Source organism: Candidatus Phycosocius spiralis (assembly GCF_030158815.1).
Taxonomy (GTDB): Bacteria; Pseudomonadota; Alphaproteobacteria; order Caulobacterales; family Aquidulcibacteraceae; genus Aquidulcibacter; species Aquidulcibacter spiralis.
On the sequence record NZ_BPFZ01000001.1, the window covers coordinates 322253 to 335073 of the forward strand.

14 protein-coding genes and 1 tRNA gene are annotated in these 12821 nt (G+C 50.3%); 2 read left to right on the forward strand and 13 right to left on the reverse strand.

The annotated features are described in order from the left end of the window. Positions 1 to 88 precede the first annotated feature (88 nt). Positions 89 to 352 (reverse strand): hypothetical protein, encoded by a 264-nt coding sequence (locus PsB1_RS01525; protein ID WP_284358612.1) that lies wholly within the window; start codon positions 350 to 352, stop codon positions 89 to 91. A gap of 425 nt (positions 353 to 777) precedes the next feature. On the opposite strand from PsB1_RS01525, the gene PsB1_RS01530 reads away from it, so the two are divergent. Next, positions 778 to 1200 carry a type II toxin-antitoxin system VapC family toxin gene (locus PsB1_RS01530; RefSeq protein ID WP_284358613.1) on the forward strand — a complete coding sequence of 141 codons (423 nt, stop codon included), beginning with the start codon at positions 778 to 780 and terminating at the stop codon, positions 1198 to 1200. Between the two features lie 91 nt (positions 1201 to 1291). Here PsB1_RS01530 and rplL read toward each other — a convergent pair whose 3' ends face one another. The 7 genes from rplL to PsB1_RS01565 all read right to left on the reverse strand — a co-directional run bounded on the left by rplL (position 1292) and on the right by PsB1_RS01565 (position 4760). Then, on the reverse strand, positions 1292 to 1678 hold the full coding sequence (gene rplL, locus PsB1_RS01535; RefSeq protein WP_284358614.1) for a 50S ribosomal protein L7/L12: 387 nt from the start codon (positions 1676 to 1678) through the stop codon (positions 1292 to 1294). A gap of 50 nt (positions 1679 to 1728) precedes the next feature. Further along, positions 1729 to 2244, reverse strand: coding sequence for a 50S ribosomal protein L10 (gene rplJ, locus PsB1_RS01540; protein ID WP_284358615.1), 516 nt, complete (start codon positions 2242 to 2244; stop codon positions 1729 to 1731). 278 nt (positions 2245 to 2522) lie between these two features. Next, positions 2523 to 3227 (reverse strand): 50S ribosomal protein L1, encoded by a 705-nt coding sequence (gene rplA / locus PsB1_RS01545; protein ID WP_284358616.1) that lies wholly within the window; start codon positions 3225 to 3227, stop codon positions 2523 to 2525. A 2-nt stretch (positions 3228 to 3229) separates the two neighbouring features. Beyond that, complete coding sequence (gene rplK / locus PsB1_RS01550) at positions 3230 to 3658, reverse strand: 50S ribosomal protein L11 (protein WP_284358617.1); 429 nt, start codon at positions 3656 to 3658, stop codon at positions 3230 to 3232. Between the two features lie 126 nt (positions 3659 to 3784). After that, positions 3785 to 4324 (reverse strand): transcription termination/antitermination protein NusG, encoded by a 540-nt coding sequence (nusG, locus tag PsB1_RS01555; protein WP_284358618.1) that lies wholly within the window; start codon positions 4322 to 4324, stop codon positions 3785 to 3787. A 1-nt stretch (position 4325) separates the two neighbouring features. Continuing rightward, positions 4326 to 4598: a preprotein translocase subunit SecE gene (gene secE, locus PsB1_RS01560; RefSeq protein ID WP_284358619.1), complete on the reverse strand. Its 273-nt coding sequence runs from the start codon at positions 4596 to 4598 to the stop codon at positions 4326 to 4328. 86 nt (positions 4599 to 4684) lie between these two features. Continuing rightward, positions 4685 to 4760 (reverse strand) — tRNA-Trp (locus PsB1_RS01565). A gap of 442 nt (positions 4761 to 5202) precedes the next feature. On the opposite strand from PsB1_RS01565, the gene PsB1_RS01570 reads away from it, so the two are divergent. Further along, on the forward strand, positions 5203 to 7413 hold the full coding sequence (locus PsB1_RS01570) for a TonB-dependent receptor (RefSeq protein ID WP_284358620.1): 2211 nt from the start codon (positions 5203 to 5205) through the stop codon (positions 7411 to 7413). A 417-nt stretch (positions 7414 to 7830) separates the two neighbouring features. On the opposite strand, the gene PsB1_RS01575 is transcribed toward PsB1_RS01570, so the two are convergent. From PsB1_RS01575 to tpiA, 5 genes are all read right to left on the reverse strand, one after another. Then, on the reverse strand, positions 7831 to 8451 hold the full coding sequence (locus tag PsB1_RS01575; RefSeq protein ID WP_284358621.1) for a hypothetical protein: 621 nt from the start codon (positions 8449 to 8451) through the stop codon (positions 7831 to 7833). A gap of 131 nt (positions 8452 to 8582) precedes the next feature. After that, positions 8583 to 10220, reverse strand: a complete 1638-nt coding sequence (pyrG, locus tag PsB1_RS01580) for a CTP synthase (protein WP_284358622.1) — start codon at positions 10218 to 10220, stop codon at positions 8583 to 8585. Between the two features lie 120 nt (positions 10221 to 10340). Further along, positions 10341 to 10769: a preprotein translocase subunit SecG gene (gene secG / locus PsB1_RS01585; RefSeq protein WP_284358623.1), complete on the reverse strand. Its 429-nt coding sequence runs from the start codon at positions 10767 to 10769 to the stop codon at positions 10341 to 10343. A gap of 75 nt (positions 10770 to 10844) precedes the next feature. Then, complete coding sequence (locus tag PsB1_RS01590) at positions 10845 to 11765, reverse strand: hypothetical protein (protein ID WP_284358624.1); 921 nt, start codon at positions 11763 to 11765, stop codon at positions 10845 to 10847. 129 nt (positions 11766 to 11894) lie between these two features. Next, positions 11895 to 12638: a triose-phosphate isomerase gene (gene tpiA, locus PsB1_RS01595; RefSeq protein ID WP_284358625.1), complete on the reverse strand. Its 744-nt coding sequence runs from the start codon at positions 12636 to 12638 to the stop codon at positions 11895 to 11897. Positions 12639 to 12821: the final 183 nt, after the last annotated feature.

Here is a 12821-nt window from a genome sequence, read left to right on the forward strand (position 1 = left end):
CCCTCAAACGCAATAAAGGCCCCGCAGGCATGAGGGACCATAGCGTGGATATATGAAGGTGCTTGTTGGGTGTGCCCTAGCTCGCTCTTTAAGTAAAGGGGTTAGGCGCAGTGGTGATTGCAAGAACTTTCAGCGCATGGGGATGGGGTAACGCTTGGTTGATTTGGGGGCTACTTTTCTCGCGAATCCAGCCCGCGATCTCGGTCTTTTTGTCTGGGAAGGCTTTGGTGCAGGCTTTGCCTACCCCAAAGGCCTCATTGGATTGTTTGTGGGCGATTTGACGAGTCAAGTCCGCAGCATCGCTGCGCCGGTTCGGCAGATTTCTGAAAGAAATCTGGACTTGACGCGACAAAACGCCCGGTCATGCTCGTAAAGCGGTTTTGTGCCAATATGGGCACCAAAACGCTTATCGTCTCTGTTTAACTTTTTCTCTCATGCCATAACCGTCGATGGCGTTCCATCACTAACGTAAGGTCGAAATCACTCAGAAATTGACCCCATGCCCCCAAAATGATATTCAGGGGTCATGGCTGACGTAAAAATCCGAAATTTAGACCAAAAAGTGGTGGAGGCCTAAAAAGGTCGGGCTAAAGCCGCAGGTCATTCTTTAGAAGCCGAGCTTCGCTTGGCCTTGAACGATCAACTTGTTCAAAGCCGCGAGGCCCTTTTACAAAACCTAGATAAGTTACGCTTGGCACTGCCACCTGCTTCATCTGAGGCACCAAATAGTACAGAAACCCTGGAGGCTATTCGCCAAGCAATGGCCGGACAGCGCGATTGACTTTTGTCATCGATACATCAGCGGCAACTAAGCTATTCATAGACGAAGCAGGGTGGTGGAATGTTCGCTCATTCGTTTCAAGCGCACAAATGATCGCGGCACCAGCCCTGTTCAAAATTGAGCTCACAAGTGCTTGCGTTGCGCAATGGCGGCTTCGAGGCCTAGAAAAACTTCGGATCGGTCAAAATATAGCGCTGATATCAGCCTTCTTAGATCCCAAAAACATGATCCTTTACGCGGATGAAGATGACTTTGAAGAAGCCGTTGCATTAGCAATTTCTTACGAACACCGCATCGCAGATTGTCATTTTGTCGCGCTTGCGCGTCGATTAGAAATGGCCCTCCTGACCGCGGACATGAAACAAGCTCAAATAGCTATACAAGAAGGTATTGAGGTCACGCTCATCGAGACACGATGAAACGCTTCGGCCTGAAAGTTTAGGCCCCCCCAAACAAAAACGGGCGCCTCCGAAGAGACGCCCGAACTTATGTTTCGGTTGCGGCGAAAGCTTACTTCAATTCGACCTTTGCGCCAGCTGCTTCGAGCTGAGCTTTGATCTTGTTGGCTTCGTCCTTGGACACGCCTTCTTTGACTGGCTTTGGAGCTGCTTCGACCAAATCCTTGGCTTCTTTCAAGCCAAGACCGGTGATGCCGCGGACTTCTTTGATGACCTCGATCTTTTTGTCACCAAACGAGGCCAAAACTACTGTAAATTCCGATTGCTCTTCGGTTGCTTCAGAAGTTGGAGCAGCACCGCCCCCACCGCCCGAAGCCGCAACGGCAACAGGAGCAGCAGCGGTTACGCCCCACTTTTCTTCCAAAAGCTTTGCAAGGTCAGCCGCTTCAAGCACGGTCAAAGCGGACAGGTCATCGACCAATTTTTCGAGTTTAGACATGTTGTTTCCTAACGTGATAAGTTTGTTTCAGGTATCGCGGACGACGGACGTCACGCAGCATTCTTGTCGGCATAGGCCTTGAGAACGCGCGCCAATTGGGCGGCAGGTGCTTGGACCACAGCGGCGATTTTCTGGGCAGGTGCCTGAATAACGCCAATGATCTTCGAACGCAGCTCATCCAAAGACGGCAAGGTGGCCAGCGACTTAACGCCAGCAGCGTCAAGGACTGTTGAACCCATGAACCCGCCAGTCAGAACGAGCTTGTCATTCGTCTTGGCGAAATCTGCCATCAATTTCGGAGCCACTGTTGGGTCATCTGAAAATGCGACTGCGGTTGGGCCTTTTAAGAGCACATGGGCACCTTCGCCCGCATGTCCTTCCAGAGCCAACCGAGCTAGGCGGTTCTTTACCACTTTTACGCCCGCACCTACGGCTGATGCCTTGATGCGGAGGTCCGTCAATTCCGCGACGGTCATGCCGGTGTAGTGCGCAAACACAACAACGGTATTCTCGTTGAAGACGCTTTTCAGTGTCTCTACGACTTCGGCCTTTTCGGTCCGATCCATCGCGGTCTCCTCAGGTTACATAGATGGGACCATCCCATCTATCAGTGACTGCCCGGGGACGACGGACCTTGATCGGTTTGTTGCCAAACTTATCCTAGGTTCGCTCGCTCCCGTCTCACGTGGACCAGAGGTCTCCCCCTGATTAAGCCAGTCCTGGCGTCCACGATCTCGGACAGGTTGTTCTTTGACGATAAACGCACATCAAAGAACATTCGCGCGGGGCAAGCCCCGTTTGAACGATTGGGGTAGGCAGGGTTTAGGCCTGCCCACCAAAACTTTTAGGCGGGTGCGTTGATGGCCGAAGCCGTATCAACTTTAACGCCTGGGCCCATGGTGGACGACATCGAAACGCGCCGCACATAAGTACCCTTTGCGCCTGCTGGCTTGGCTTTGACCAAAGCATCTACCAAGGCGCGCGCATTTTCAGCCAAAGCCGCTTCGGTGAAGCTTGCTTTGCCGATACCAGCATGAATGATTCCGGACTTTTCAACACGGAATTCAACTGCGCCGCCTTTGGAATCTTCAACAGCCTTCTTGATGTCCATGGTCACTGTGCCGACTTTGGGGTTTGGCATTAAGCCGCGTGGCCCTAAAACCTTACCCAATCGACCAACCAAGGCCATCATGTCTGGGGTTGCGATCACGCGGTCAAAGTCCATCCGACCACCTTGGACTTCTTCAAGCAAATCCTCTGCACCAACGATTTCAGCGCCAGCAGCGCGAGCTTCATCTGCCTTTGGACCGCGTGCGAACACAGCCACCCGTACAGAACGGCCAGAGCCATTAGGTAGGTTACACACGCCGCGCACCATTTGGTCCGCGTATTTGGGTTCAACACCCAAATTGACAGCAATATCGATGCCTTCATCGAATTTCGCTTTGGCTTTGGATTTAACCAAAGCAACGGCTTCTTCCAAAGTGTAAAGCTTTTCAGCATCAATACCTACGCGGGCTGCCGCCAGTCTTTTTCCAACTTTTGCCATGATTAAGCTACCACTTCCAAGCCCATAGACCGGGCAGAGCCTGCAATAATCTTGGTCGCGGCATCAAGGTCCATGGCGTTTAAGTCCTTCATCTTCTTTTCTGCGATCTCGCGGCATTGCGCCATAGTCACAGAACCAGCCCGTTCACGCCCTGGCTTCAACGAGCCCTTGGACAGACCCGCCGCCTTTTTGAGATAATGCGACGCGGGTGGGGTCTTAATCTCAAAAGTGAAGCTTTTGTCTTGATAATAGGTGATCACAGTTGGGCATGGGGTGCCCTTTTCAACTTCCTGCGTCTTGGCGTTAAAGCCTTTGCAGAATTCCATGATGTTCAAGCCGCGTTGACCCAACGCTGGCCCGATTGGTGGAGCAGGCTTTGCTTCGCCTGCCATCACCTCGAGCTTGATCTGCCCGAGAATCTTCTTCGCCATATCCCACTCCTGTTGACCACCCCTATTCAGGATAGCCGGGTTTGACCGCCCGTAATGGACGGTGGGTTACGTGGTGCGGTCGTGCTGGCTTATTTGCACGAACCTCCCACATGAAAACCAGATCGATTAGCTGAGCTTTTCGACCTGATTATATTCAAGCTCAACCGGGGTTGCCCGGCCGAAGATTGAAACTGCTACTTTGAGGCGCTGACGCGTCTCATCGACTTCTTCGACCAGGCCTTCAAAGGAAGCAAACGGGCCGTCGGTGACCCGTACTTTCTCACCCAGATCAAAGGAGATGAATTGTTTTGGCCGCTCAGCGCCCTCTTCAACAACGCCCAATATGCGCTGGACTTCGCGTTCTGACACTGGAGTTGGACGTTTACCTGCATCGGCACCCAAAAAACCTGTTACTTTTGGCGTGTCTTTGACCAAATGATAAGTTGCGTCATCCAATTCCATCTTGACCAGAACATAGCCTGGAAAGAAACGGCGCTCACTGACGCGCTTGCGCCCACGCACAGTCTCTGTGATTTCTTCAGACGGCACCAGAACTTGCTCAACCTTATCGGCCAGGCCCTTTTGGCTAGCGGTCTCTTTGATGTGCTCTGCTACCTTTTTCTCAAAGTTTGAGTAGGCATGCACGATATACCATTTGGCGCTCAACTTATTGTCCCCCGCCAATGCCGAGTATGAAGCCAACGACGCTGCGCAGCGCCAAGTCGACCAAGAAGAAGAATATCGCGGCAACCACGACCATCAAAAACACGAAAACAGTTGAAACCAAAGTCTCATTACGAGACGCCCAAGAAACCTTGCGGATTTCAGAACGCACTTCTTTAAAGTACTGGATCAAACCAGTCTTTTTCACCGCAGGCTTGGAAGCCGGAGTTGGCGTGGTTGGTGCTTGTGCCATCATGATAATCTGGTACTGGTGCATGAAAAGCGCCAGACCTGAACTTCCTTGTTTTCAATCCGTTGCAGTTAGCCCTAACGGGATAACCAAATTGTTTTATTTAGCACACTTGGCAGGGGCTGAGGGACTCGAACCCACGACCCTCGGTTTTGGAGACCGATGCTCTACCAGCTGAGCTAAACCCCTAAAGCGCGCCGCGCCCGAAGGCGTTAGACCCTGGGCGCGGACCGCCGCATATGCCCGATCACCCTTCCAGTTGCAAGAGGGTGAAGTGAAACAAGTCAACAAATCGCTTACCCGTTATAAGCCACAGCAGTGCAAAGGGCGACTCACTTGGCCCTGTATGGTAATTCGCTCAGTAAATATGTGCCCCTTATCCGCGCCATTCACATCAACAGCACGAATGTGTCACAAAATTGTTGCATCGCAGCAACACCGACCGAATAGAAACGTTAAAATCGCGGAAATGAAGGGTTTAGCAGTAGATTCCAATCAAGCGTGCGGGTAGCGCTTTGGTTCTGCAAGTTGGGTTGCATAAAGTTGCGTCATTTTGTTCCTCTCCTTGGCCAGTCAGGCCACAGCGAAACGATCACCCAGACCCGCATCTTTGTTCTACAGGATGGAGCTTATGATTTTTAAACGTTATTTTGCCATGGCTTCGGTTAGTGCGATCGCTTTGGGTAGCTTTATTGGTGCGCCCGGTCTTGCTTTGGCGCAGGCAGCGCCAGCCGCCACCGAACCAACTGGAATCGAAACCATCATTGTTACGGCGCGTAAGCGCGAAGAAAGCAGCCAAGATGTACCGGCTTCGCTTTCTACTGTGCGTGGTGATGCGCTGACGACTTTGACATCGGGTGGCGCAGATATGAACGCGTTTTCAGCGCGGGTTCCGTCTTTGGTTGTTGAAAGCTCGTTTGGGCGCACCTTCCCCCGTTTTTACTTGCGCGGCCTTGGCAATTCGGATTTTGACTTGAATGCCTCCCAGCCAGTTTCCTTAATTTATGACGACGTGGTCTATGAAAACCCTGTTTTAAAGGGCTTCCCGGTTTTTGACGTGGCGCGTATTGAAGTTTTGCGCGGCCCACAAGGCACATTGTTTGGCCGCAACACGCCAGCGGGTATCGTCAAGTTTGACAGCGTAAAGCCCAGCCAAAAATCAAGCGGCTATGCAAAAGGTGGTTTACGCTCCTACGGCGGCTACGACGCTGAGGGCGCTGTTGGCGGCGCGATTTCGGACACCGTTTCGTTCCGAGTGTCCGCCCTTTTGACGGGTCAGGATGATTGGATCACCAATACCGGTCCATTGGCGCAAAAGAAATTAGGTGGATTAGATGATAGCGCCATCCGCGCACAACTTCGCATCCAGCCTAACGACCAATTGGACGTGCTGCTCAACGCTCATGCCCGCAAGCTCGATGGCAGCTCGCAAATCTTCCGCGCCAATGTCATCACCAAGGGTCAACGTGGCCTGAACGCCAATTATGTTGCCGACCGCGTCAGCTATGATCAAGGTGCAGGCAACCGCCAGGAGTTGGAAACTAAAGGCGTAACGGCTCACATTTCTTATGATTTTGGCTATCTTACCTTAACCTCGGTGACAGGCTATGAGACCCTAAGCTTCTATGGCCGCGGCGATATTGACGGCGGTGTAGCAGAAGTTGGTCCGGGTTTTATCCCTTTTAGCTCCGATACAGCCGATGGCGTTGATGATCATGAGCAGTTTAGCCAAGAAGTGCGGCTGTCCTCTAATGGTGACACCCAATTGAGCTGGCAAATTGGGACCTATCTCTTCCAAGAAGACCTGTCGATCTATTCACTCGCCTTCTTCTCACCAACCGGCGTCTTTAGCGATGCGCGCCAGACCCAAAACACCGATTCATGGGCTTTGTTTGGCTCACTCACCTATAAACCGACCGATCGTTTGGCTTTGACGGGCGGACTTCGCTACACGGACGACAGCAAGGATTTGGTTGCTAGGGGTGGTATCGCCGATATTGCCCCGATTTCAAAGTCCGTCTCCGACGAGGCTTGGTCGTGGGACCTTTCGGCCACCTATGAAGCCAATGAAGCTGTCAATTTCTACACGCGTGCCGCCCGTGGCTATCGGGCGCCTTCCATTCAAGGCCGCATTTTATTTGGGTCAGCAGTCACCACCGCTAAATCCGAGTTTGTAACTTCCTATGAAGCAGGCGTAAAAGCCTTTGCCTTCGAGCGCACCTTGCGGGCAGACTTCAACGTCTTCACCATGAATATTGAAGACCAGCAATTCACCGCGATTGGTGGGGCTGGTAACTTTAACCAATTGTTGAATGCCAAGGAAGGTAAGGCTTCAGGCTTTGAGGCCGAAGTGCAATGGTTGCCCACCCCCAATTTATCCTTCGCGGGTTCACTGTCCTACAATAAGACTGAGATCAATGACGCTAATTTGACCGTAGGGGCTTGTGGGGCCCCCTGTACTATTCAAAACCCCCTAGTAGGTGGCAATGCTAAGATTGACGGTAATTCCTTCCCCAATGCGCCCGAATGGATTGCCAATGTCTCGGCCAAATATACGAAGCCGTTCGGCAATGGCCATGAATTCTTCGTTTTAACCGATTGGGCCTATAAGGGTGAAACCTATTTCACCTTGTATAAGTCGATTGAATATTCTGAAGATGGCTATTGGGAAGGCGGTTTGCGGGTCGGTGCCACCTTGTTTGACAACAAGTATGAGATCGCCGCCTATGGCCGTAATATCACCGATGAAGAGCGTCTCGTGGGCGGGATTGATTTCAACAATCTGACCGGCTTCACCAATGCACCCCGCGTTTGGGGCATTGAGGTTAGGGTTAAGTTCTAAACCAACGGCAGTGTTTGCATGATGCAGTTTATGTTTTAATCTATGGTTCACGGTCTAAATTTATTGGCCTAGCTGGGTTTGTACAAAATCCGAGTCAGGCCCAAGGTAAAATGACACTAGCCTATACAGGCCAAATAGGTATAAGCCAGCTTGGCAGTTGGTTATGGCTCATTTCACCAACACACCAATAAATCAGGTTTGGTGTACTCAACCTAGAGGGCAAACTACTTGTCTTTAGAATTCAACCCTGTTCACCAATTGGGGTCCATTCCATCGATATGCGCATGTTCGCTCATTCTGCATGGGGTTGGGTTGAGAGTAAAAGAAAAATTGCTGCCCGCACTTCAGTCATCCATTCATACGAACTTGGTCCAGATCTTGGTTAATCAGCCCCAAACGTACTAGAGATTTGCCTCGTCAATCTCCCTCTTTTCCAACCACGATCAAGTTACGGAATTGTGGGCTGTTGGCAAATTGGTGAATATGGGTTTTGAATACTTCGTTGAACAAACCTCCTGCCCCACCTTTGGTAAAATGTGCTTGCTCGATCCCGCCTCGGCTTACTATGGCCACCACAACACGACGCTGCTGGCGTGAATAAATTTGCCACTCCATAGCCAGTTCAATATCACCCTTAATCTGGTCAAAATCACCAAATGAAGCCCAAGCTGCGCATAATTTGGCACTGGCTTCAACAATCGTCGCACCGATTAGATAGTCTGCTGCTACACGATCAGGTTCGTCAAACAGGCGATCATTGCGTGCAATGACGCTGAAACCAGCTTTTTCTAGTTCGGTTTGAAACACAGTGGTAAATGAGTCCTTATCCATCCTGATCTTGCCTTCATCCCAGACAAGTGGCTGAAACGGGCCACACAATAGACCGGCCTTGATCTTGCCCCACACTTGACCTTTGGGGATCGAAAAAGTGAACTTGGAAAAAGCAATGTGGCGACTTTGGCCATCAGCTGGTAATGGTATAAGTTCCGTTTGAGGTGATACCACAATTTCCCGCGCCTTGACGAAAGATGGAACCATTAACCACAAGGCCATCACAACAGACAATGGAATAAAACGGCGCGCTTTTGAGATTGTTTATTCCTAAAAAAATAAGTTAGACCCCAATTTTAAGATCATTCCCTAACCCAAAAGTCAATGCAATTTAGCCATCAAACCAAACGGCTTTGCACCAGAGCTGCTCGAACGAAGTCGGCAAACAAGGGATGAGGATCAAACGGGCGTGACTTGAGCTCAGGATGAAATTGCACACCAACAAACCAAGGATGATCCACCCGCTCTACAATTTCTGGTAAAATCCCATCGGGGGATACGCCCGAAAAAATCAGGCCATGGGACTCCAATTGTGCGCGATAAGCCATATTAACTTCGTAGCGATGTCTGTGGCGCTCTTGAATGATTCGTGCGCCGCCATAGACACGGGATACAACAGAATCACTTTGTAATAGAGCCGGATAGGAACCAAGCCGCATGGTCCCGCCAAGATCGGTCTCTTCGCCGCGAATTTGGCGTTCATTGCCCTTAACCCACTCAGTCATCAGGCCAACTACCGCATTGGCCGTGGGGCCAAATTCACTTGATGATGCATCAGCAATGCCGACCTGATGGCGTGCCGCCTCAACACAAGCCATTTGCATGCCAAAACAAATGCCAAAAAAGGGTATCTGGCGTTCACGCGCAAATTGAACCGCCTTTATCTTACCCTCAGCACCAGAATCGCCGAAAGCGCCCGGCACTAAAATAGCATGCACCCCCTCCAGCTCTGCCTTGAGGGTCTCGTCATTGGCATCAAAGGCGCGCGCATCGATCCAATGAATATTGACTTTAACCCCATTGGCCAGACCACCGTGGTGTAAGGCTTCTATAAGAGACTTATAGGCGTCCTTCATCGCGGTATATTTACCAACTACCGCTATCGTCACGTCGCCATCTGGGTTCCGAAGCTGTTTTGAGATCGCCTTCCATTTAGTGAGATCAGGTTCTGGCGCGTCATTTATACCAAATTGGGCCAAGACTTCGCGATCAAGGCCTTCGGAATGATAATCCAAAGGTACTTCATAAATATGAATAGAATCAAGTGCTTGAATTACTGAGCTGGCACGTACATTGGTAAATAAAGCAATTTTGCTCTTTTCTTCTTCTGGAATAGGGCGGTCACAGCGACAAATCAGAATATCTGGCTGGATGCCAATAGAACGTAATTCCTTGACACTATGCTGGGTTGGTTTGGTTTTCATTTCGCCAGCAGTTTGAATGTAAGGCATCAAGGTCAAATGAATATAAACCGCCTGTTGCGGCTCTAATTGTTGGCCCAATTGGCGGATGGCTTCAAAAAATGGTAGCCCCTCGATATCGCCAACAGTTCCCCCAATCTCGCACAATACAAAGTCAGCATCGCCAGCATCTGAGAGCACAAAGTCTTTTATCGCATTGGTCACATGGGGGATCACTTGAATTGTTGCGCCTAAAAACTCACCCTTGCGCTCTTTGGCGATGATCTCCTGATAAATGCGCCCAGTGGTTATATTATCTCCTTTCGCCGCTGAAACCCCGGTGAATCGTTCATAATGACCAAGATCAAGGTCGGTTTCAGCGCCATCATCGGTGACAAACACTTCCCCATGCTGGTAAGGGCTCATCGTACCAGGATCGACATTCAAATAAGGATCGAGTTTGCGCAGCCTCACTTGATAGCCACGTGCCTGCAACAGCGCGCCTAACGCGGCGGAAGCAATGCCTTTTCCGAGCGAGGAAACCACGCCCCCAGTGATGAACACATAACGGGTCATGGGTGGTCGTTCTAAGCCGCAACCCACGCCAAAGGGAAGAGGCTGAACTGGAAAGAATAGCCCAGTGTGTGCTTATTTTTTTGTGTGCTTATTTTTTTGTGTGCTTATTTTTTTGTGTGCTTATTTTTTTTCTGGGGGTACGGGGCTGGGCTCAGCTGGGGCCGTAGGAATGCTGGGCGCTACAGCGCTGGAAGCTGGGATACCACTGGATGTCGGTGCGATCGTATTGGTAGCGATCGCCGGTAAGGATAAGTCGATGCTTTTTGTCGGCAGTCCGTCTTTCGTACGCCCTTCTTGCATTAAGGATTGGGTTGGCTTTGCGTCAGATTTGTTCATCATGGTCAAAGTTATACTGGTCACAAAGAATGCCAGACCCAACAAAGTGGTGGTACGGGTCATAAAATTGGTTGCAGAGCGACCAGATAACATGCTGGATGGGCCCCCACCCATGCCAAGCGCACCACCGCCCTCTGAACGTTGCAACAAGATAGCCCCGATCAAGCCAATACAAAGGAGAAGGTGCACGATGAGAACAGATTGGATGAACATGTGATTTAACCAAAGTGAAGGAAGCGGCCCCACAAGGATGCCGTGATGGCTATGTTGCTCTTTTGAACCTAAACATCAAGACGCGATCGACAGCGCCAATGCCTGTCGACGTTTCACCTTATCGGTGGCATTATTTAACCGATCGCGGACTTTGACCAAAGTCCTGTCGAGTTCAGCCCTAAACGCTTCTCCGCCTTCTGCAGCATAAGCCACAAACAAGGCCATGGCCAATTGCCGCGTTAATTTAGCATTTTCAACCCGATCGACACTTGGTGTGCTGGTTCGTGCCGCAACATTTTCCAAAATCACCGCAATCTCATGGACTTCTTCTTTATCAAGACGTTTGGCAGCGCGAACTAATTCAGCGGCACTCTCCAAAAGGTCAACGACAAATCCAGAATTTGGATCGCCGCGTCCTTGGGACTGAATAACGACTTCAGCAGCCATGGCAATACGTCTTGCCAATTTGGATAGTCGTTCTTGGTCAACCTTAAGCCGCGAAGCCGAAAGCCGCTTTGCCTGTTCAACAGTATCATAAATGGGCAAAACAATTCGATCTCGCAAGAAATTTGGCGGATGAAACCTGTCTGGATTCATTTGATTGCGTGAGGATAACCCACGGTCTGGCCCGACATAGTCAGATGTAACCACAAATTGCTTGCGTCCAATAATGAGGGCACGGATGCGATCTAAAGCCTGACTTGTGGAAAAGGGACGCAACAATACATCATCACACCCGACATTCATCAAGTCTGCAACTAGATTGGCTGATCCTGCCCAAAGGGTTGCGATAATCGGGACAAAAGGATTGACCCCAAGTTCCCCTAATCTTTGTGCGCGTAACATTTTGACAATTGCGTCGTTTGGATCAGTTGCATCCACCATAAGCAAAGCAACATCAACGTCCTTAAGTCTGCGTGTAAGCTCAAACTGACAAGTCATGCCCTCAATGCTGCGAAACCCGATCCCGTGCATAACTGAGCGGGTAAGCAACATGTTTCCGCGGATTGGATCATAAATAACCACGGGCGCTAATGCAAATTTCTGCCTGTCCAATCGATTTCACCCCCCCAACTAGGGTGAAGGTAGATGACTGCGAGTTTCCAATGGGTTACAGAGTTAGGTTTAATTGCATACTTCATTCAAAATACTAAGAAAACTCGCAGCTGTGAGACTAGCCCCCCCCACCAAAGCACCATCAATATGGTTAAGTTTTACTAAATCGCTTATGTTGTTTTGGGTTACCGAGCCACCATAGAGTAAGCGCACTGAGTTAACCTTGTTTCCCAATCGTGTTTCAAGAAAAGAAAAAATGGCTTGATACATGGATGATAAGTCGGCAAGGCTGGGCACAAGACCCGTGCCAACGGCCCATATGGGTTCATAAGCGATAATGATTTGAGCATTTGACCCTAATTCAGGTAACGAAGCTTGAAGTTGCCCCAATACATAGGATTCAGCTTGGCCCACATCGCGTTGGGATCTATGTTCCCCAATACAAAGGATTGGAACCAAACCGACCTCTATGGCCGTTTGGGCTTTCCGTTGAACAAGCATGCTGGTTTCATGATGATTTTGTCTACGTTCCGAATGACCAACTATGACATAATGTGCGCCTGCGTCCTTGATCATGGCCGCGGATATATCGCCAGTATAGGCCCCAAAGTGTTCGACATGACAGTCTTGGCCGCCTGTCAACAGGGGTGTGCCGGCCACATGATGCGACAATGTACGTAATAAAGTAGCGGGGGGGCATAGCGCCAATTGGATGCCTTGTTGTAAAGCAGCTTCGGCGGCTGCTGCAATGGTTTCAGCCTCCCCTAAGGCCGTAGCGAGACCATTCATCTTCCAATTGCCAATCAATAACACTCACCCATGCTCCTTCGATACATTGCTCAGGCCAAGTTACATAACTCACCTTGGTTTGGGATTAGAAGTGGGCAAACAAGAAAGCAATTCCCACGTTCACATTGTCTAAAAACCATGCTTGGCTGATCGTCCAATGCGGCGCTGCCCGTGGCTGATGCAGGGCTTACCTTGCTCAGCTTCTCA

Bases quoted from the DNA above. Each gene is read 5' to 3' on its own strand.
- PsB1_RS01575 (WP_284358621.1), bottom strand. From the start codon at position 8,451: ATGGTTCCATCTTTCGTCAAGGCGCGGGAAATTGTGGTATCACCTCAA.
- PsB1_RS01590 (WP_284358624.1), bottom strand. From the start codon at position 11,765: ATGTTGCTTACCCGCTCAGTTATGCACGGGATCGGGTTTCGCAGCATT.
- rplJ (WP_284358615.1), bottom strand. From the start codon at position 2,244: ATGGATCGGACCGAAAAGGCCGAAGTCGTAGAGACACTGAAAAGCGTC.
- rplA (WP_284358616.1), bottom strand. From the start codon at position 3,227: ATGGCAAAAGTTGGAAAAAGACTGGCGGCAGCCCGCGTAGGTATTGAT.
- rplK (WP_284358617.1), bottom strand. From the start codon at position 3,658: ATGGCGAAGAAGATTCTCGGGCAGATCAAGCTCGAGGTGATGGCAGGC.
- pyrG (WP_284358622.1), bottom strand. From the start codon at position 10,220: ATGACCCGTTATGTGTTCATCACTGGGGGCGTGGTTTCCTCGCTCGGA.
- secE (WP_284358619.1), bottom strand. From the start codon at position 4,598: ATGCACCAGTACCAGATTATCATGATGGCACAAGCACCAACCACGCCA.
- rplL (WP_284358614.1), bottom strand. From the start codon at position 1,678: ATGTCTAAACTCGAAAAATTGGTCGATGACCTGTCCGCTTTGACCGTG.
- PsB1_RS01570 (WP_284358620.1), top strand. From the start codon at position 5,203: ATGATTTTTAAACGTTATTTTGCCATGGCTTCGGTTAGTGCGATCGCT.
- secG (WP_284358623.1), bottom strand. From the start codon at position 10,769: ATGTTCATCCAATCTGTTCTCATCGTGCACCTTCTCCTTTGTATTGGC.